This window comes from Microcoleus sp. ARI1-B5, assembly GCF_036705795.1.
Lineage (GTDB): Bacteria > Cyanobacteriota > Cyanobacteriia > Cyanobacteriales > Microcoleaceae > Microcoleus.
Window position 1 is genome coordinate 24,081 of the sequence record NZ_JAUBVK010000049.1, and the last position, 19,259, is coordinate 43,339.

Here is a 19,259-nt window from a genome sequence, read left to right on the forward strand (position 1 = left end):
AATTCAGTTTAACTTAACTCGCGGCTGATTAGAGAGTACCGCATCGATACTTAATGTAATATTTTTGGGAATTAGGACGCTCTTACCCTGCTGTATAAACCGGGTTTCTCGTTTCCGCCATCGCGAGCTTCCCGGACGCATTTATACCATTTTATATTTGAGATTTGAGATTAAAGAATTGAAGATTGAAGAATTGGGAATGACTGATTCCGTAAGGGTTTGGAGTACGGGCTGCATCAGTTGCATTCTTTTTGGAAACTAATCTGATGTTAAGAAACCGTGTTTTTACGTACTTAAGATAAAATTTTTATGTAAACAATATATAGTTCGACTCGCGATCGAAATAAATAAGTAGGTAGGTGCCAGTAAACCGACAAAGGCGTTCCGGTGGGTAAAGTGCAGCAATAAACTGGCTGAAGTAGCTAGAATTACAGCCTCGGGCGCGATCGCACTTGTCCGTCCCGCTGGCACCGGGGCCCCCCAACTCGCCGCCTACCGACAAGCAGAATCGGGATTTGCAGGCGTTTGAGTGCGATCGGACGCTTCATCAGTTCCGACTTCTCATGAAAATGTAAAAATTAAAGCATAGCCCTTTTATTTGCTGCTCCCCTCATGCCTTTGCCGCGCCTGTTAACCTTAATTGCTGCTTTCTGCCTCGCCCTGGGGCTGATTATTGGGCTGGTGAGTTCCTTAACAGGGCTTTACAGTCAAGTTGCGTGGTCTGCCTCTCCGCTGCTGGCTAATTTGCTGATTTTCCTGATAATTGTACTTTTGGGAACCCTAATTTTTGCGCTGTTTTACTATTTTAGACTCCTACAACGCCCTCAGAAAGTTAAGGGAAAACGGCCGATTACTCCGAAGGTTCCTGTGGTGAAAAGTGAAGCAGCTTCGGAAAATCTCAAAGCAATCAGGCAACAAGTCGATCGCATTCAAGATGAAGTAGCGCGGCAAGCTTTGCTGTTGAGAGCTCGCGAAATTGAAGCTAGCATGGCTCGCGGCAGCGTTAGAGTAGTTGTTTTCGGTACCGGTTCTGCGGGCAAAACTTCCGCTGTGAATGCGCTGGTGGGGCGGATGGCGGGACAGGTGGGCGCGCCGATGGGAACTACCGAAGTGGGAGAAACTTACACTCTTTCATTGAAAGGGATCGATCGAGAATTAGCAATTACTGACACCCCAGGCATCTTGGAAGCGGGAGTAGCGGGGACTTACAGAGAGGAATTGGCGCGGCAGTTGGCTGCCCGGGCTGATTTGATCTTATTTGTTTTGGACGGCGATTTGCGCAAATCTGAGTACGAACCGCTGCGGACTTTGGCCCAAATTGGCAAAAGGTCGATCGTGGTTTTTAATAAAGTTGACCTTTATCCCGACAGCGACAGAGACGAAATTCTCGATCGGCTGCGGCAGCGAGTCAAAGGTTTTGTATCAGCAATGGATGTCGTCGCCATTAGCGCCAACCCGCAAAAAGTTGTACTAGAAAGCGGCACAATTTTTCAGCCCGACCCGGATATTATGCCATTAATTCGGCGCATCGCAGCGATTTTGCGAGCCGAAGGCGAAGACTTAATTGCGGACAATATTTTGCTGCAATCCCAGCATTTGGGAGACCAAGCGCGCAAATTAATTGACGCTCAAAGGCGGCGCGCCGCTGATAAAGCAGTAGAGCGATTTCAGTGGATCGGAGCCGGAGTAATTGCCGTAACGCCTTTGCCAGTTGTGGATTTACTGGCGACAGCAGCAGTTAACGCTCAAATGGTAGTAGAAATTGCCAAGATTTACGGCTGCGAATTAAATATCGATCGCGCGAAAGAATTGGCATTGTCTCTCGCCAAAACCCTAGCCAGTTTGGGAATAGTTGAAGGCGTAATTCAAGTAGTGTCGAGGGCGCTGCAATTAAGCGTAGCCGGCTTTGTACTTGGCAAAGCAATTCAAGCAGTCAGCGCCGCTTATTTAACCAGAATTGCCGGTAAAAGTTTTATTGAATATTTCCGACACGACCAAGATTGGGGCGACGGCGGCATCGCCGAAGTCGTGCAAAGGCAGTTTCAGTTAAATCGGAAAGACGAGTTTGTCAAAGCATTTGTCAAAGATGCGATCGCCCGCGTTGTCGAACCTCTGAACATTTATCAGCCAGAAGAATCGGAACCCGAGTTAGAAATGCCAGCAGAATTAGAACCAGAACCCTTGTATCAGCCGCAATCCGACGATTGGGAAACCCACAGCAACAAGCGAAACGAAGAATGGTAATCAATTAATTACCATTCATTAGTAATTAAACCGTACATCATTTAATAAATTAGACAAGATTGCAGGCATTCCCAAATTATCTTGGAAAGCATCTGCGTTCATCTGCGGTTTCCCTTTCTCATCAAAGATTTATGCCATCTTGTCTCTTGTATATTTAAACGCTAGAACGCCACTCATCAACAATACCGTTCACTTAAGGCAGATTCCCCCTAATCCCCCTTAAAAAGCAGGGCAGTTGTATTCTGGAAATAAATTCAACTAGCGAAAGCATCGCTCAAAGGTCGGGTGGCGTATTAGACGCAACTTTCATATTAATAAATAAAGGTACGTAGTTGGGATGCGAGCCCTCTTTATCTATACGTCAAAAGAAAGCTCGCATCCCAACTACGTACCTAATTTTATAATGACCATAAAACACCCTGCCTAATCCCCCTTGTTAAGGGGGATTTAGGGGGATTTCCCAGTATAAGGAGTCTTAACTGAACCGTATTGCGCTATAACGCAACTCATCAACTTCTATTCCATCGTATTTAAAATTTTATTGAGCGCATTTTTCGCAAGAATTAGTATTAAACAATCTTCCATAAAAATCTCTTTTGAGTTTATACAAAAAGCTCCAATAATTAATTTATTTAAAAACATACTCCCCAAGATAGATACAATTTAAACCTTTCTAAGAGGGGAACAAAAAATGATTTCAACAGTTAGTTCATAAACGTTAAGAAATCAAAAAAACTTAACAATTGAACAATTTATTTTAACCATATATTTAACAAAAGGTATTTTTTTCTTAACCTTTAGTCGTTACACTCAAGCAAGTCAAAAAACGCGCAACCTAATTTAAAAAAAATTAAAGTAGTGCGGACACTAAACGCGATGTAAAGAATCAGGTAACCGCTATGAGTCCCAAAGTCATTTTGATTTCGCTCGACGGCGCAACAGCATCTATAGTGAGTTCCTACCTCGACAGTGGCGTGCTGGACGCGAATAAAGGCTTGGGTTTGCTCAAAAAACAAGGCGTAGCAGCAAAAAATGAGACAATTACACCATCATTAACAGCTCCCAGTCACATTGCGATCGCCACAGGTTCCACAGCAGCCAACAACGACATCAACAGCAACAGTTTTCACTTAGTAGCCAGTCCCTTCAACCAAAATATCAGCGGTTTCGCTGCACCAATTGGCGGCTACTCAGTTGGTATTGATGGCCCAGTCGAAAGCCAAAGTCCCACAGCCGAACCACTGTGGCTCAATCTTCGCAAATCTGGTAAAAAAGTTGTCACCGCCACATTTCCCGGTGGAGATGGAGCCGACATCCGTCTGGTTCCCAACAATCCTAACAGCCCGATTTTACAATCAAAAGATGTCAGAACACTTGATTATACTGTACCTTTCGGAGCATTTGGAGGTGTAGGAGCCAAAGGGTTTAACCTCAGTAAAAATGATTTTGTTGTTGCACCTCAACCAAGAATTAGTCAGCTAAATGCTGCGGGAAAAGTATCTTTTAGCCCGATCCTTCAAACTAAAACATCTCTCGATAAATTCACAGTCGGTGGTATTAACTACGACATTCAAATTGCCGCTTTAGACACAACTAATGACAACCAAATTAATTACGATACCTTAGCAATTTTTGATGCCAGTCAAGGCATTAAATCAGGCTCTTTCAACCTCCCATCAACGGGCCCAGCCTATATCAAAGCTAGCGACAAAATCTCGAAACCATTTTATTTGGAAGGTACTGCTGACAAAATCGGCACCGCATTTTATGCAAGCAATTTAGCTCCAGATCTATCCACGGTAAGGGTTGCGCGTTACTCAGCGAACTTCATCCCGCGACCTAGCAACAATCCGGCTGTGCTAGCCAATGTAGATGATATTAATAACAACATTGGCTTCTGGTTGCCCCAAGCCGATTTTCGCATTCCCGAACGGCTAAGTCCTGGTTTCGATCAATTTCCTGATGCCGAACTCGAAAATATTTACGAAGACCAAGTGCGTACTATTGTAGATTATCAAACTCGGCTAGCTGTACGAGCAATTCAACAAAACCCGAATTCCGACTTGGTAATGACTTATTTTGAGCAACCGGATGGTTCAGAGCATCAATTTCTACTTACTGACCCCCGCCAACCAACTAATTTTAAAGATGCTGCTTCTATTGGTTCCGGTCAAGACCCACAAAAAGTTGCTCGCTACCAAAATTACGTAAAAACAGCCTATACAGCCGCCAATGACGCAGTACAAAAAATTATCGATACTGTGGGGACTGATAGCGATGGTGTTCCTCAAAGCAATATTATTGTTGTTTCCGATCACGGTTTTGCACCATTCCACACAGCAGTTAGTAGCGAGAACATCTTGAAAAATGCGGGCTTCGATCCCAACAAAGTGCGGGCCGTTACCAGTGGGCCAGCAATCAATGTTTACATCAATTTGCAAGGGCGAGAACCAAACGGTACCGTTAGTCCTTCTGAATACGTGCAACTGCAACAACAAGTGACAGATACTCTCAAAAAAATAGCAGACACTAACCCTAACTACGTACAGGGGACAGCAAATATTTTTGATAAAGTTTACACTCGCCCCGTACCTGCCAATCCTACAAGTGCAGATATTATTAACTCAAGAAGTGAATTTATCGGTCAAGATAGCGGCGATGTTTTTGCACTCCTGAAATTGGGATATAACTTCGACGGCACCCAAAATCCCGTCGTGCCGCGCAAAGATGACGTGGGTGCAAATACCGCTATTTTTTCAGTGCCTAATTTCTATGGAGCCCACGGTTATGACCCAACGCTCAATGAAATGAAGGCTATTTTTTACGCAGCAGGCCCAGATATTGACAACTTAAATATACCGCAGGTTCGCAATATTGATGTTGCACCCACAATTAACCAATTGTTAGGCGTTAAGTCTGCTTCCACGGTACAGGGAACCCCCATTACTCTTCAACCGAAAACTATAACGGAACTGACAGGATTTGCACTTTTACCTGCTGATACATTTGCTGGTGGACCCCCATCAGGAGCAAAAGCAACCGATTTAGGTGGACCTTTCCCAGGACAACCAGTCCAAGGATTTAGTGGAGTACAATTTGCCGATCGCAATTCTTACTGGTTTATGCCAGATAATGGTTTTGGTTCTAAGGCAAATAGTGATGATTTCCTGCTGCGAATGTATCGCCTTTCTCCTAATTTTAAGGGCGTTGGAAGTGGCGACGGTAAAGTCAAGGTTGAAGAATTTATTTCTTTCTCCGACCCAGACAAAAAGATTCCCTTTCAACTTGTGAATGAAGGAACCTCGCAACGGTTATTAACAGGCGCTGATTTTGATATTGAATCTTTTGTTTTTGCTAAAGATGGCACGATTTGGATCGGTGATGAGTTCGGGCCGTATTTATTGCATTTTGATAAAACGGGGAAACTATTAGAAGCGCCAATTTCTACACCTCAATTTGGAAATATCAATACTCTGACAGGCGAAGTGCCGATCGTCATCGGCCACCGGGGCGCTAGCGGTTATCGCCCAGAACATACTTTGGCGTCTTACGAGTTAGCTATTGATATGGGGGCTGACTATATCGAACCAGATCTGGTTTCTACCAAAGATGGAGTTTTAGTGGCGCGCCACGAAAATGATATTACTGGCACTACAGATGTTGCCGATCGCCCAGAATTTGCTACTCGCAAAGCTACAAAAGTAGTAGACGGTCAAGCGATTACAGGTTGGTTTACCGAAGATTTTACCCTAGCCGAGCTAAAATCTTTGCGAGCCAAGGAACGTTTAGCTTTCCGCGACCAAAGTTTTAACGGTCAGTTTCAAATTCCCACATTCCAAGAAGTTATCGATTTAGCTAAGCGTAAAGGTGTAGAAAAAGGTCGCGAGATCGGGATTTATCCAGAAACTAAGCACCCAACTTATTTTCAATCTATTGGGTTGCCTTTAGAAGACCGATTAGTGAATGTTCTCAACGAAAATGGTTACACGAAGCCAGATTCACCAGTGTACATCCAATCGTTTGAAGTTAGCAACCTCCAATACTTGAGAACCAAGACCCAAGTACCGTTAGTTCAGTTACTTGATGCTACAGATGTCGGGCCAGATGGCAAGTTAATTGAAAACCAACCTTACGACTTTGTGGTTAGCGGGGACCCCCGGACATATGCAGATTTGCGATCGCCTCAAGGGTTAGCTGAAGTTGCCAAGTATGCCAATGGCATTGGGCCTTGGAAACGGATGATCGTGTCTGTTGATGCTGCGAACCAAGCGCTGCCTCCTACTACTTTAGTACAAGATGCCCATAGGGCTGGTTTGCTTGTCCATCCTTACACTTTCCGCAATGAACCAAGCTATTTAGCTGCCGATTACAATGGCAGTCCGCAAGCGGAATACGACCAGTTTTACAAGCTGGGTGTAGATGGATTATTTAGCGATTTTTCCGATACTGCTGTAAACGAACGCCAGCAATTATTTACTTCAGATTTAGTGCGATCGCCTGACAATCCTGATGTATTATCCGGTAAAGCAACAGCCAATCTCGGACGTTCTAGAGGTTACGAAGGATTAGCCATAAATCCCCAGAAAACTAAATTATATGCTCTGTTAGAAGGGCCGGTAGCTGGCGACTCTCAAGATACCCTGCGAATTAACGAATTCGATCTAACTACCAAACAATTTAAAGGAATTGCCGGACGCTATCGCCTAGAGGCTGCAGGTAACTCTATTGGGGATTTGACGGTAATTAATCAAAACGAATATCTGGTTATCGAACGCGAGCAAAAACAAGGAGATGCCGCTCAACTCAAGAAAATTTTCAAAATCGATCTCTCAAAAAAAGATGCCAATGGCTATGTAGCTAAAGAAGAAGTAGTCGATTTACTGAATATTAAAGACCCCAACGACTTAAACGGTGATGGCAGCCCTAATTTTCGCTTTCCTTTCATCACCATTGAAAATGTGCTGGTGGTTGACAAGAATACTCTTTTAGTGGCCAACGATAATAATTATAAAGGTGGCGCTGGTCGTCCGCCTGGACCCGACCAAAATGAATTGTTGCTGCTGAAATTGGAGAAGCCACTGAATGTAGATTTGCCAGGAGAAGCTGGTGTTGTCAAAAAAAGTGCGAATGCAGTTGATTATACCGGAAATACCAAGGGCATAGATGTTAATTTGACCACTGGTATTGCCAAACCAAATCAAACCACAACCGTATCTTTTGAGAATTTACCTTCCCTCGCACGAACCGCAGCAGGTCAAACTATTAATCTGGGCGGATTTTCGGGCTTAGCTTATGAAGGCAAAGCTACTAACGGCAACTTAAAATTTATCACCCATACCGATCGTGGACCCAATGCGGAGCCAATAGATATTAACGGCATTAGTTCTCGTCCTTTCGCCTTACCAAATTTCCAACCTAGTTGGATGCGATTTGAAGTAGATCCAATCACGGGAAGCATAGCTAATTTTCAGCGGATTGGTCTTACCAATAAAGATGGAAAACCTCTAACGGGTCTCTCAAATTTACTAGGTATAACTGGATTTGCTAATAGCGATGAACCACCTGTTGATGTGTTTGGAAAAGCTTTAAATCGTGACCCATTTGGCGTTGATTTAGAAGGTATTACTCGTGCTGATGATGGCACTTATTGGATGGTGGAAGAGTACCGCCCTTCAATTTTACATTTCGATAGCAATGGCAGGTTAATCGAACGATATGTTCCGCAAGGTGCCAATACTTCTGGAGTGGTGACGGGTGTTGAAGCATTACCGAGCATTTACGCTCAACGTCGTGCTAACCGGGGGTTTGAAGGGGTTGCGTACCAAAATGGCAAAATCTACGCTTTTATGCAAAGTCCGATTGATAATCCCGATGTAGGAAATGACAGCAATTCTCGCAATTCTTTGAACGTGAGGATTTTGGAATTCGATCCTAACACTCAGACTACAACCGCTGAATATCTCTACCGTTTGGAAAGTTTAAGTAGCGATAAAATAGGGGATGCTGTATCTGTGGGAAACGGGAAGTTTTTAGTAGTGGAAAGGGATGATAAGTCAGGAACGGGAGCTTTTAAGAAGGTTTTCCAAATAGACTTGAATGGAGCGACCAATTTAAGTAAGTCAGACTTGAGTAAGTTACCTGCGGGTAAGACAATTGAAACTGCAACTAATGATGAGTTAACAGCAACAGGCATTAAATTAGTTGGCAAACAATTATATGTCGATTTGATTTCTGCGGGCTATGACCCAGGTAACGAAGCAAAAGTGGAAGGTTTGACTTTAATTGATGCTAATACTATTGCTGTAGTGAATGACAATGATTTTGGGATTGGCGGAGCAACTTTGGATACTACAACTGGTGTTTTAACTCGCAAGTTTCCCAATATTCCTCCAGTTTTAGGGATTGTCACTAAGAGTACCGAACCAAGCAATGTCAATAATGTTAATAATATTACTGGTACTGCTTTCAACGATAAGCTGACGGGTAATAGCGGTGCTAATTTGATTGAAGGTGCGATCGGTAAAGATACGCTTACAGGCGGAGGCGGAGCTGATAGTTTCTCATACAAATCTGCAAAAGAAGGGGGTGATACTATTACCGATTTCAACACCAACAATAAAATTTATCTCAGTGCGACTGGATTTGGAGGTGGATTGACTGCTGGTGTCCCTTTAAATACAACAGCGGCGGCTACTGGGGTGTTTGTCAGCGGTACTGCACCAGTTGCATTGGGTACGAGTGCTAATGTTTTATACAACACGACTACGGGTGTTCTGAGTTTTGACTCAGATGGCACTGGGTTACAAGCACCGATCGCGATCGCAACTTTATCCGCTATGCATGCATTGATGCTAAATCAAATTGCGATCTTTTAAGTAAGTCGGCACAAAAAAACCCGATCTTCAAAAAAGTCAATACTGAGATTAAATCTACTGAGGCAACTCACCTGGTTAGACTTGTTAGCAACCAGGTGAGCAAAAACGTCAGTAAACCAATCTTCGCGATCCGAGGGTAGATCCAGCATTATCTGATTTCTTCCGGATCGAATTAGTTTTGTTGCTGGTTTGGTGATGGGAGGTGTGAATGAATTGAACGGTGATACAGACAGGGGTTTTAATCCTGTCTGACTGCTTTTATCTCGCGAAACAGCCTTATTTGAAATTAGTCGATCGCGTCTGCCGCCCTTTCTGCTGCTCGTTGAGTTCTGTCAATATCTCGATTCACTTTCTTGCGAACATTGTCCTAGGCATCTTCAGCGTTCTATTTTGCATTTCGCGCTGCATCTTTGACATTTTCTTGGCCGCCGCTGGTATTATATCTCAGCGACTCAGTACCCTCTGCCGCTCTTTCTTTTGCTCCCTCGGTAGCTTCTTTAACAATCTCTTTTGCTCCCTTCAAGCCTTCGCGAGTGTTTTCCTTAAGATTAGCAAAGCCTTGTTTGGTTTTGTCGCCAAACTCATCAGCTTTGCGCTGAGCCGTGCGAGCATTCTCATTCACCTTTTCGCCAACTTGGTCGAGTTTGTTCGGCGCATCGTCCGCTACCCGCCGCACGTTTTCGCCCACATTGCTGCTAGATTTGGTGTCGATGCGGTGCTGCGCTTGCTCTTTGAGAAGCTGAGCTTTTGCTTCTGCTGTTGTCACCTTTTGGTTTCTGGGATCGTCATCGCTGTAGTCGTTCATGCCGCCTTTGTATTCGGAAGTTACAGCCCCTGAAGGCACTTCTTCTCTAATTTGGTCGGCAGTTTTTCCTACCATCACATTAGCTTTTCCTGCCATCACATCAGGTCGGCTGCAGGCAGTGCTCACAAATACTAAAAGGCCGGCCAGAAACACTGTTAAAATTTGTACAGCTCGAATTTTTTTCAGAAACGCAGTTAGTCTGTTCATAAAAATGCTCCTTTCTATTGTGAAATGCTCAAATGCCTGGTAGTTCTGGAGATGGCTAGCATTACAGAATTAGGCGCTCAAACACTTTTTTAAGTATAGGAATAGAAACAGGATATTTTCATCTATCTCAAGTTACATTCCTCAAGTTATAGTAGAAGTAAGAAGTCAAGCGTGAAGTCGGAAGAAGGAATGGACAATCCTCTATCTTGTACCAATTATTAAAAGTCGCAGTTTTCGGTAAGGAAACGGCAATGCCGTTTCCCTACTTGGCTGCGGGTTTGGTACTTGCGCGCCCTGCGTTGAGATGTTTTGCGTTTTAATCTCAAAAAAAACCTTCCGGTCAGGAACCAGAAGGAAGGGGGTGTATGATCTCAAGTACAACAAGGTCTTTAATGGCAATTGTCGCGGCAGATCCCGATCGCCCACATCTGTCTAATGGCTGAAAGTATCTGCACAGTTACTAATCATTTTGAATAGCTGTTTTTAGACTCTTGCAGAATTCGCCTATCGCCTCTAAACCCTGTTCGGGAGTTCCTTGGGCCAAGCGTTTGACAAAAGCACTGCCAACAATCGCAGCATCTGCACCCCATTCTTTCACTTGGCGAGCGTGTTCTGGTTTCGAGATACCAAACCCGACACCGATGGGTTTGTCGGTGATGCTGCGGATTTCTTGCAGCAACTCTTTTGCTCGCGTTTCTAAGCCTTCGCGCACTCCCGTCACCCCCGTCACGCTGACTAAGTAAATAAATCCTTGAGACTGGCGGGCGATCGCTTCTATGCGGCTTTTGGGACTTGTGGGAGCAACTAATAATGTTAGTTCAATCCCTAATTGGTTGGCAGGTTGGATGAGGCTGTCGGCTTCTTCTAAGGGCAAGTCTGGTACAACCAATCCCTGAACTCCTGCATTTTTGATTTGCTGCAAGAAGGTTTCTATACCTCGGTACAAAATCGGGTTGTAGTATGTGAAGAGAATGATGGGCGATCGCAAATTCGGACTAACTTTCGCTACCATTTCCAGCACCGCATCCAGCCGCGTTCCCCGCTGCAGCGCCCTCGTAGCAGCAGCTTGAATCACCGGCCCGTCAGCTAGCGGGTCAGAATAAGGTACGCCAAGCTCGATCGCATCTGCACCGTTATCATCCAAAACTTGCAGTGCTTTAGCCGTTGTCTCCAAATCTGGGTCGCCAGCAGTAATAAAAGGAATTAATGCACATTGGTTGCTCTTGCGCAACGTTTCAAAACAATTAGAAATAGTCATTAGTTATTAGTCATCAGTCATTGGTCATCAGTCATTGGTCATGAGTCATCAGTCATTAGTCATTAGTCATTGGTCATGAGTCATTAGTTATTAGTCATTAGGAGTGCTGTCCCCGCTCGCGAACCTTATCATGAGTCATTGGTCATGAGTCATGAGTCATTGGTCGTCAGTCATTATATAATTTTCGATCGAGCGCAATCAAAATCGTTTCGGGTGCTCTTCCCGCGAGCGAGACGCTCGCACTCCTAAAAAAAACACTACCAAATCCGAATGCTCCCAAGATGGTTTCCGGAAGCGAGCGAGACGCTCGCACTCCTAAAAAAACACTACCAAATCCGGATGATCCCGTCATTAGAAAGAGAGTTTATTGCTAATGACTAATCACTAATGACTAATGACTGAGGACTATGGACTAACTATCTTTTTCCTGCTCAATTTCGGCTTGAAGTTTGGCTAATTCTTCAGGAGTAAGTTCATCAAGCTGCTTCTGCAACACAGCATCTTTGTACTCTTTCAGTTGCTGACTGTAGGTCATACTTTGAGTAAGCGCTCGAAATAAATAAGTCACCAGCCAGCCAATCAAGCTGGCGACCAAAAACAACTGACTCCAAATCCCAGCATTCATGCTGTCGAGTCCGGCGAATTGCAGTAGCAAGTAGACAAACCCACCTGCTACAAAGAAGCCGAGACTGATTCCAATTACGTCAATACGTCGCATTTAGGCTTCTATCTGCCGCCGTTTGGGGCGAAAATTCAAAAAGGGAGCTAGGAGAAACATACCTGGGAAAAAGAAGAACATCAAGAAGTACATGAAGCCGCGCTCAAAAGAGGTAGCCACGTACCAGCGGCTGTTCAGGTAAGCGTAGGTGGCAGCGGGTACTACCAGGAGGTAGGTTCCTCCCAAGACGGCGTAAAGCAACAAGGTAATATACATAGATTTGCTTTAGGGAAATAATAACAGGGTAACTGGGTTGACAAGCTCCGCTAGCTGGTTAACTATTGTACCGCTTGGGGAGATAGAGCGCGACTTTTGGGAATTTTTCGATTAGGGGTTGCGCAAATTGGGGTTTTGGCTGTAGAATAAAAGGCTGTTGTTGTCAGTGGCTCAAACCCACAGCAGCTTCAAAAAAGGGGGGCGTGGCGGAATGGTAGACGCTACGGACTTAAAATCCGTTGACCCGAAACGGTCGTGTGGGTTCAAGTCCCTCCGCCCCCATGAAATTCTATCCTTTGTGAGTCAATGGTTTCAGACTTGTTGCCCCAGTAAGAGTTCTGTTTTCCGCTCATCTTTCGCTCAGTCCTGCTTTTGAGAGTGGTCAAGTATTTCCAAAACCACCTCTATATCTGCCAAGTTTGCCCCGGACTTTTTGCGCCGCGCTTTTAACTGGTTGAGTAAGTCGGCCGGCTCTGGAAATTCTGCAACGGTCGGAGCTGAGTTTTTATTTTCCTCCCGATCGCGCCGCACTTCCTTGAGTTCTTGCTCCAGCATCTGAACCTTCAGCACCAAGTCGCCGTTGCGCTCGTGTAACTGATTCAGTTCTGCGTCCCATTCTGCGAGTTGCTTGTTGGCCGCTTTCAATTCAAGCCTGAGCGATTCATCGTTGTCCTCGCTCAGGCTCTCAATTTTCCCAGCCGTTCCTCAATGGCGGCCATACGTTCCATCACGGGGTCAAAACTTGAACTTACAGCCTTGTCTACAATGTCTACAACATCTGTAGACACGAAACTATCATTGCTTCGTGTAGACATATCTGTAGACGGTGTAGACAGCACGTTGGTGTCGCTTGGCGTAGACAGCGTAGACAGCGTTGTAGACGTGGCTGAGACTTCCTTGAGAATGCGTTGTGCGACTTGACTTACCGACTCACCTTCTAGCCTCTGAGCTTCTATCCAGTTGAGGAATTGGCCGGAAGCTCTGAACGATACGACTTGACTTTGACTCATTGTAGACACCTGTAAACAGCCTTTGTCTACAGTAACTCGTTTTGTCTACATTTGTCAACAAACGTCTACAGAACTTGTAGACACAAAAATCCCCCAATTAAGGGGGGTAGTAATTCAGTGACGGCCGTGGACGGTAGCTAGATTTTCCGCAGATTGCAGAACAACATAGAAATCACCCGACCTCCCTTGTGTTTTTCTCGCTCTTGAAAATCAACCTTACAACTAATGCTCGTGTGAATCTCAACGATGTGGCCGTGCCAGTTGTAACTGGAGTCCTCTGGGTTGTTGCCAGCCACTTTGTCTCCGACTCTAAAAGCTTTGAGCGGGTCGGAGCAAGGGATGCCGGTGAGTAGTTCTACCAGTTTTTGCTTGTCTGAGAGGGTGAGTTTTGCGATTCCATTGCACAACTCCAAAATAGTTGGGTTTAGTGCCTCAGAGTCCTCAGAAGCTCTCTGTGTAAAGATTGTTGCCTCAGAGACTGCCTCAGAGACTGCCTCAGAGACTGCCTCAGAGAAAGTCGTTTTCTGAAGCAGTTCTGAGGATGATTTGACGGCAGAATAGGATTCTGAGGATTCTGAGGATGATTTCTCACTTTGTCCAGACTTTTGTTTTTTGATGCCGAGGTAGTACGCGCTACCCATTATTTGCCCCTCTAATTGCGCTTCCGTATGCCGATGTTTCTCCAGCTTGGGAAAAATCTCACAAAGCCGAGCGTACAACTGGTTTATAGCCTTCACGGGCTTATCCCACTGGTTTGGTAAATCATTCCAAACCAGTTTTTCCTTGCTCTTCTCGTTCCACTCAAGCTCAAGTATCCCCGCCTCTTGATACCACTCTTGTAGCTCGCTCCATAAATCTTTGGCGTAGACCCGCTCGCCCTTGCCAGCCTCATAACCCAAGTCCCTCACAAACTGCCACAGGTGCTGAGACTTTTCTTGAACTTTTCGCAAAGCTGCGTAACTGGAGCTGTAATCAATCCCCTGAGCAAGCAACAACGGTATCCGTTCCAGCATCCTGTTGAGTAGCGCCGGTGCAATTTGTTCCAGAATAAATCCCGGTTTTTCTTTGAACCGGGTGTCGACCTCTAATTGACCTTCGTCAACATCCGCTCCAAACACGTATTTTTTATCGAAGCTCAGGATGCAGTAACGGCTCTTGATAGCCTCTGCGTCACTACTGATAGATGGCAGTTCATTGCAGTTGGCAAGAAATATAGCCTCTGGCTTGTATGGATACTCACCGCGTCCCTTGTGTTCAATAGTCAGTTCGTCGCCAGAGATGAACTGCTTGAGACTTTGCAGCTTGTCCAGTTTCACAGTGTCCGCATTTTCACTTGACCAATTACACAAGGAATTCTCCAGCCCTGCGAGAGGAAACTTTCGCCCAGTGTCATATACCTGAAAGTCTTTTAAACTTTTTCCCGTGACACCACGCCCCAACACCGCCACTAACGCAGTCCGCAAAGTATCTTTCCCGTTGTTACCATCGCCGTGACAAAGCAATCCTTTGACCCGCGACATCTTCAAACGAGCTAGCGGTAGACACAGTGCAGCAGCAATTGTCCTGAGAAAAATCTCTCGTTGTTGTGGCTCAAGACACTCTAAAAGGCGATCGCAGTCTGTAGCATCAATATCGGGGTCATATTTGCAACCGATGTATGTATAGACCTGTTTTGGGTCATGAGGGGTAATCGTGTGTGAGCCGTCAGAGTTGATGATTAGCACTCCGTTAGAGCAATTCAATCCCGGTGGGTTAACGGTCTTAGCGTCTACAGCCATTCCTAGCACCATTGAGTTGTAGACCTCGTTCGTGCTACTTGAATTGGCTCGGTTGCGACGGTACACACCTCCTTTACCCTTTTCAGAGTATGTCTTCAGCCAGTCAAAGATACGCCGCTTCTCTGTAGCCTCCGACCGCAACTCGTAGTAACTACCAGTAAATCGGTAAAGTTGACCTGCAATCGACACCCAATGACCATCAGAGTACAGTGCAGATTCAGCTTTTAGAACGTAGTTTTCCTCTGCAACTGACGGTGTATCTGGGATGTAGCCGTCAGTGTTACTAATAGACGACAAACGTACTACATTCTCTCGCGTATGCGCGTGAGAGATAAAAGAATTTTCATTGATTTCTTCAGTTGCAGCGTTGTGAATTTCCGCTTCTAATCGGCGAATAAACTCTTCAATGTCCATATTTTCCAAAATCTCTCGGATATCCCCTTTGTCTGGGATATCCGGATAAATGGCAACTGGGTCAATGACTATGCAAGGGAACCGAAGGAAATCGGCGACTGACTGGACTTGGTGGCCCTTCTTGATTCCCGCAGTGTCGTTGTCGCGCAATTTCACAAGAGTGATATTTTTCCCCGTTGCTCGCAGCACTTCAATCGCGCTGGAGATTCCTGGGTCGTTCCAGCTAGACCCCGGCAAAGTCAGGTTTGCGATACTGTGAGACCGGGCTAGTTCCACACTTGGCTCGCCCTCAAGCATCAGAACTGCTACGGGTTCACCGTCTGGCACACCCTTTAAAACTTCAACTACTTCATCAATGCGGTAAGCAGGCCATGACAAGTCACCCTTGCTCCATAACCGTTTGCCGTGTACGTCAATGTGAGTATGGCGGCAGGTTTTATCGCGTCCTTTTGGCAGACTCAGGTCTAGCCACTGGAACCGAAAAACTTGCTGTGAAGCGCTGTAATCATAGATGATTTGCTCTGCATCCACAGGTACGCCTTTGGGGAAGTAGTCAGGTTTCTGAGGTTTGGGCCCGCATTGTGGTGCTGGTAGTCTTAGGAGCTTCAAACCAGTCGGTATTGGAACCTGTACCGACTGTGGGGTGAGACTCTGGACTGCTACCACCTTCTTTTGTGGGCTCTGACTGCCTGACTTATCTTTGGCTGCTTCACGCTCTGCTACTACTTCAGTCCACGGCTTGATGGCTTCACGAATATCTGCGGTGGCACAGTCGGAGGTAAAGCAGTGGTACTTCCCGGTTTTACTTTCAATGCTTAGATTGCGCCCACCACACACTGGGCAAACATATTTGCCCTTCCCTTTGCCGGGTGAGAGTTTGTCCAGATGGTTGCGGATGTCGAATGAACCTGTGTTCAGTTGGCTGGAAATTTCTGAGGAATCGGATGCAAAATTTGACCCTGTGGGGTAAGATGTAGTCATGAGTTTGACCCGCCCTTGAGGCGAGTTTTGTTACCAAAGACCGCTGTTTCCAGGTTCCAATTGAAGGCAGCGGTTTTTTGGCGTCTACAGTTTTTGAAAAATTCAAGGCACAGGAGGAACCGCCCGCTAGAAAATCAGCGAGCGGACAAGTGAGTCGCTGCGAGCGCAGCCACCTATTTCGACTTTCGGAAGAGGGTTGTAGGGTTTAGGCGGGTCACGGGGGGCATAGACCTCGACTGTTTCAACCTTTGGCTTAACAGTATTGAGAGCCTCTATCAAGGAAAAGAGCTGGGACAAGCCATCAATAGCTACTGGGTAGGATGCGTTTATTGCCTTAACCAATCGCTCTAATGCCTGCACTAAAGATTTGCAGATGTACCGCCAAAATATTGTAAATTTTGGGCGCATTACCCGCATTGCTTCAAAGTCTGATATGGAGTTCTCTCTCAGGAACTCTTTCAGACGTTTTGGATGGGTGTGTTGTTGAAGCGACTCTAGATTCATACTGCTATGTTACTCGATTTCACAACCTTAGAATTTAGCCTCCTGGTCAAAAGCTATTTTTTTACCTTCTGAAACGAAACGAAAAACGAAACGCGAGCGTCCAGAAACTCACTCGTCGGGTTTAAAGGTAAAAGCATGAGACGAACGGCTCGCTCTGCGGGTTTCAGGACTCGACGGATTTGTCGCCCGATCGCCGCCCCTTACCGCCGAGCACCGCATCATACGGCCGAGGTTGCGGTTCGTTGGGGTTGGGTGCTGTCGGCTCAGTTGGCGACACCTGCAAGTCATACAAGTAAAAAGCGAACTTATACGCCTCGTTCCTTTGCTGGTAATACTGACCGTTGTTTTTCCAAGTGAAGCCGAGACCTTCCAAGACAGCTAGGGTAATTCCAATCTCCGATTTAGTCCCAGTCAGTCGCATCGCTGCCAGTGAAATATTTGTCATTTTTGCTCCCCCTCAAACTGCTGCAAAAGTGTTTCTAGTTTGACTTTGCCCTCGGTGAATTTGCGCCCTCCCATGTGGAGGACATTCTCAACAATCCAAGTGACCGACTTACCCGCTGACATTGACTTACAAACTTCCAAGTAAACTAGGTAGTCTGGGTTGTTGTTCGGGGAAGCACTATCCTGTAAGTCGTTGTCATACATAGCTTCCAGCGACTTGCGACTCGCTTCCACATCAAGTCCAGGGGAAGTCAGGATAAGTTCGGCTTCCTGCTGTCTTTGCTGCTGTGAAACGTAAGCCGATGTTGAAATTTCATCAATTACATCAGCGGTAATAGCTCGCTCCTTAATTACTTCTATTTCGGCCTCCTCAGACAGTTTGCGAGCGATACTACCAGCCTTCAGAGCGCAGGCAATTCCCGCGCACAAACTCAAGCCCTGGACTGCTTTGTGCCAGCTTACTTTTTTATCAAGAGCGCTCAAGGGAGTTAGCCACAGCACAACTGCTGACGCGCTCAAAACAAACATTTTTAGGTGCATACAAACACCCCCAAGCCAATCAGTAACACAGCCAAACCGCTGACCAAAAGTGCCTGCAATTGGGTGACTGAGATTTTCAGGAGTTGGCTGAGGGAGTAGTCCAACAGCCAACACATGACCCAAGCGACTGCGATTGCTGCTAGTAAAAAAGCGATCGCCTTCATTGCCATCGGATGCAAACTCGCTATCCATCCCAGTAAGGAGGAAGCGATGCACCCGGCACAGAAATAATTTGCCAGATACATCGCTCGCATCAGTGTTCCTCCTTGTCTAGTAATTTCCCATCTGCATCGTGGTAGGCGTAGTAGTCGGCATCCGTGTAGTTATCGTCAAAGCAATCGGGGCAGTATTCTTGAAGCCAAAAAATGCCACCATATTCGGCATCTTCGTGGTAAATGGGATAACCATCTTTGTTGAAGATTGGCTCACACATTAGTTTTGCCCTCCTGTCAGCTTGGCTTTGATGGCATCAATGTGGGTGCGGGCATCGCTGTCAGCTTTGTCAATACCCAGTCCCAGACGTGCGTAACCCGGCCTCAGCCCGTGCAGTTTCTTTGCCAAACCAGCGTTGCCCCGAACTTTTTTGAACTCGTTCTCAGCCACCGCGCCCTCATATTTGCGGTGTTCCTTATGCACCACGGCATCCGCCAGTTCAATCTTGCCTAGTGCTTTGTAGGCTCGTTTCGACTGGCGCGCGCCGTCGGTTTTTTCCTTGGCAAGTTCCTTCAAGCGATCGGCTTCTTCACGGTCAAAGTAGCGCGGTTCGGGCAATACGGGGACGGTGCGGACTGAGCCGAAGTTGCCGGGGTTGTTGGGGGTGATGACACCGGGGGCGGTGGCTTGCAGCACTTTTGATTTGTTAATTGCGTGTCCGCCTTCATTGGTAGCAGCTAAGTTTCCAGCAGCGGTTTTCGCACCGCCGAACAGTCGCAGTTGTAAGCTCATTATTTTTGTCCTATTTGAATGGTGATGCGGATAGGGGATGGTAGGAATTTGAGGGGATTGTGCGACCAAACAGAAGTTAGCAACACAAACAGTCCGACTGATGCAAAGGTCAATGCGATGAGTTGAGAAAAATCAACCCATTCTAGGAAGTTAATAGGTTTAGGACTGTTTTTAGTGCTGTTGACGCAGATGTCTACAGGGTCGCGAGTCGAACAGTCGTTGATTGTGGCGAGGTAGGAGTCGCCGTTAATACCGTGCGCTCTTAACAGTTTTTGCCAGGTGTCGGTCTTACTGAGTTTGCCGAAAAGGCGGGCGTCAGA

The 19,259-nt window shown here is 46.0% G+C and carries 14 protein-coding genes, 1 tRNA gene and 1 pseudogene; 3 read left to right on the forward strand and 13 right to left on the reverse strand.

Annotated elements, in window-relative coordinates; translation table 11 throughout:
* Positions 1–612: 612 nt before the first annotated feature.
* On the forward strand, positions 613–2,244 hold the full coding sequence (locus QUB63_RS33590) for a YcjF family protein (protein ID WP_332949719.1): 1,632 nt from the start codon (positions 613–615) through the stop codon (positions 2,242–2,244).
* Between the two features lie 899 nt (positions 2,245–3,143).
* Positions 3,144–9,119: an esterase-like activity of phytase family protein gene (locus tag QUB63_RS33595; RefSeq protein WP_332949720.1), complete on the forward strand. Its 5,976-nt coding sequence runs from the start codon at positions 3,144–3,146 to the stop codon at positions 9,117–9,119.
* Positions 9,120–9,504: 385 nt separating this feature from the next.
* On the opposite strand, the gene QUB63_RS33600 is transcribed toward QUB63_RS33595, so the two are convergent.
* From QUB63_RS33600 to ndhL, 4 genes are all read right to left on the reverse strand, one after another.
* The gene (locus QUB63_RS33600) at positions 9,505–10,131 is read right to left on the reverse strand and encodes a DUF6658 family protein (protein WP_332949721.1); all 627 of its coding nucleotides are present in this window, start codon (positions 10,129–10,131) and stop codon (positions 9,505–9,507) included.
* A gap of 460 nt (positions 10,132–10,591) precedes the next feature.
* The gene (gene trpA, locus QUB63_RS33605) at positions 10,592–11,389 is read right to left on the reverse strand and encodes a tryptophan synthase subunit alpha (protein WP_332949722.1); all 798 of its coding nucleotides are present in this window, start codon (positions 11,387–11,389) and stop codon (positions 10,592–10,594) included.
* A 412-nt stretch (positions 11,390–11,801) separates the two neighbouring features.
* A complete protein-coding gene (locus tag QUB63_RS33610; RefSeq protein ID WP_332949723.1) occupies positions 11,802–12,107 on the reverse strand; it encodes a DUF3007 family protein in 306 nt (101 codons plus the stop codon).
* On the reverse strand, positions 12,108–12,323 hold the full coding sequence (gene ndhL / locus QUB63_RS33615) for an NAD(P)H-quinone oxidoreductase subunit L (RefSeq protein WP_332949724.1): 216 nt from the start codon (positions 12,321–12,323) through the stop codon (positions 12,108–12,110).
* A 197-nt stretch (positions 12,324–12,520) separates the two neighbouring features.
* Between ndhL and QUB63_RS33620 the strand changes: the two genes are divergently transcribed.
* Positions 12,521–12,605: transfer RNA gene (locus QUB63_RS33620), tRNA-Leu, on the forward strand.
* A gap of 78 nt (positions 12,606–12,683) precedes the next feature.
* Here QUB63_RS33620 and QUB63_RS33625 read toward each other — a convergent pair.
* The 9 genes and pseudogenes from QUB63_RS33625 to QUB63_RS33665 all read right to left on the reverse strand — a co-directional run.
* Positions 12,684–12,968: a flagellar alpha dynein gene (locus QUB63_RS33625; protein WP_332949725.1), complete on the reverse strand. Its 285-nt coding sequence runs from the start codon at positions 12,966–12,968 to the stop codon at positions 12,684–12,686.
* A 32-nt stretch (positions 12,969–13,000) separates the two neighbouring features.
* Positions 13,001–13,333 (reverse strand): hypothetical protein, encoded by a 333-nt coding sequence (locus tag QUB63_RS33630; protein ID WP_332949726.1) that lies wholly within the window; start codon positions 13,331–13,333, stop codon positions 13,001–13,003.
* 137 nt (positions 13,334–13,470) lie between these two features.
* The gene (locus tag QUB63_RS33635; RefSeq protein ID WP_332949727.1) at positions 13,471–16,506 is read right to left on the reverse strand and encodes a DUF5906 domain-containing protein; all 3,036 of its coding nucleotides are present in this window, start codon (positions 16,504–16,506) and stop codon (positions 13,471–13,473) included.
* 667 nt (positions 16,507–17,173) lie between these two features.
* Positions 17,174–17,455 (reverse strand): hypothetical protein, encoded by a 282-nt coding sequence (locus tag QUB63_RS33640; RefSeq protein WP_332949728.1) that lies wholly within the window; start codon positions 17,453–17,455, stop codon positions 17,174–17,176.
* Positions 17,452–17,994 (reverse strand): hypothetical protein, encoded by a 543-nt coding sequence (locus QUB63_RS33645; protein WP_332949729.1) that lies wholly within the window; start codon positions 17,992–17,994, stop codon positions 17,452–17,454. Before QUB63_RS33645 ends, QUB63_RS33640 begins: the two co-directional genes overlap by 4 nt.
* Complete coding sequence (locus QUB63_RS33650; protein WP_332949730.1) at positions 17,985–18,248, reverse strand: hypothetical protein; 264 nt, start codon at positions 18,246–18,248, stop codon at positions 17,985–17,987. Before QUB63_RS33650 ends, QUB63_RS33645 begins: the two co-directional genes overlap by 10 nt.
* On the reverse strand, positions 18,248–18,427 hold the full coding sequence (locus QUB63_RS33655) for a hypothetical protein (RefSeq protein ID WP_332949731.1): 180 nt from the start codon (positions 18,425–18,427) through the stop codon (positions 18,248–18,250). Before QUB63_RS33655 ends, QUB63_RS33650 begins: the two co-directional genes overlap by 1 nt.
* Positions 18,427–18,939, reverse strand: coding sequence for a hypothetical protein (locus tag QUB63_RS33660; protein WP_332949732.1), 513 nt, complete (start codon positions 18,937–18,939; stop codon positions 18,427–18,429). Before QUB63_RS33660 ends, QUB63_RS33655 begins: the two co-directional genes overlap by 1 nt.
* Positions 18,939–19,259 (reverse strand): annotated as a pseudogene (locus QUB63_RS33665) (hypothetical protein); the annotation flags it as partial. The gene QUB63_RS33660 and the pseudogene QUB63_RS33665, both read right to left, overlap by 1 nt.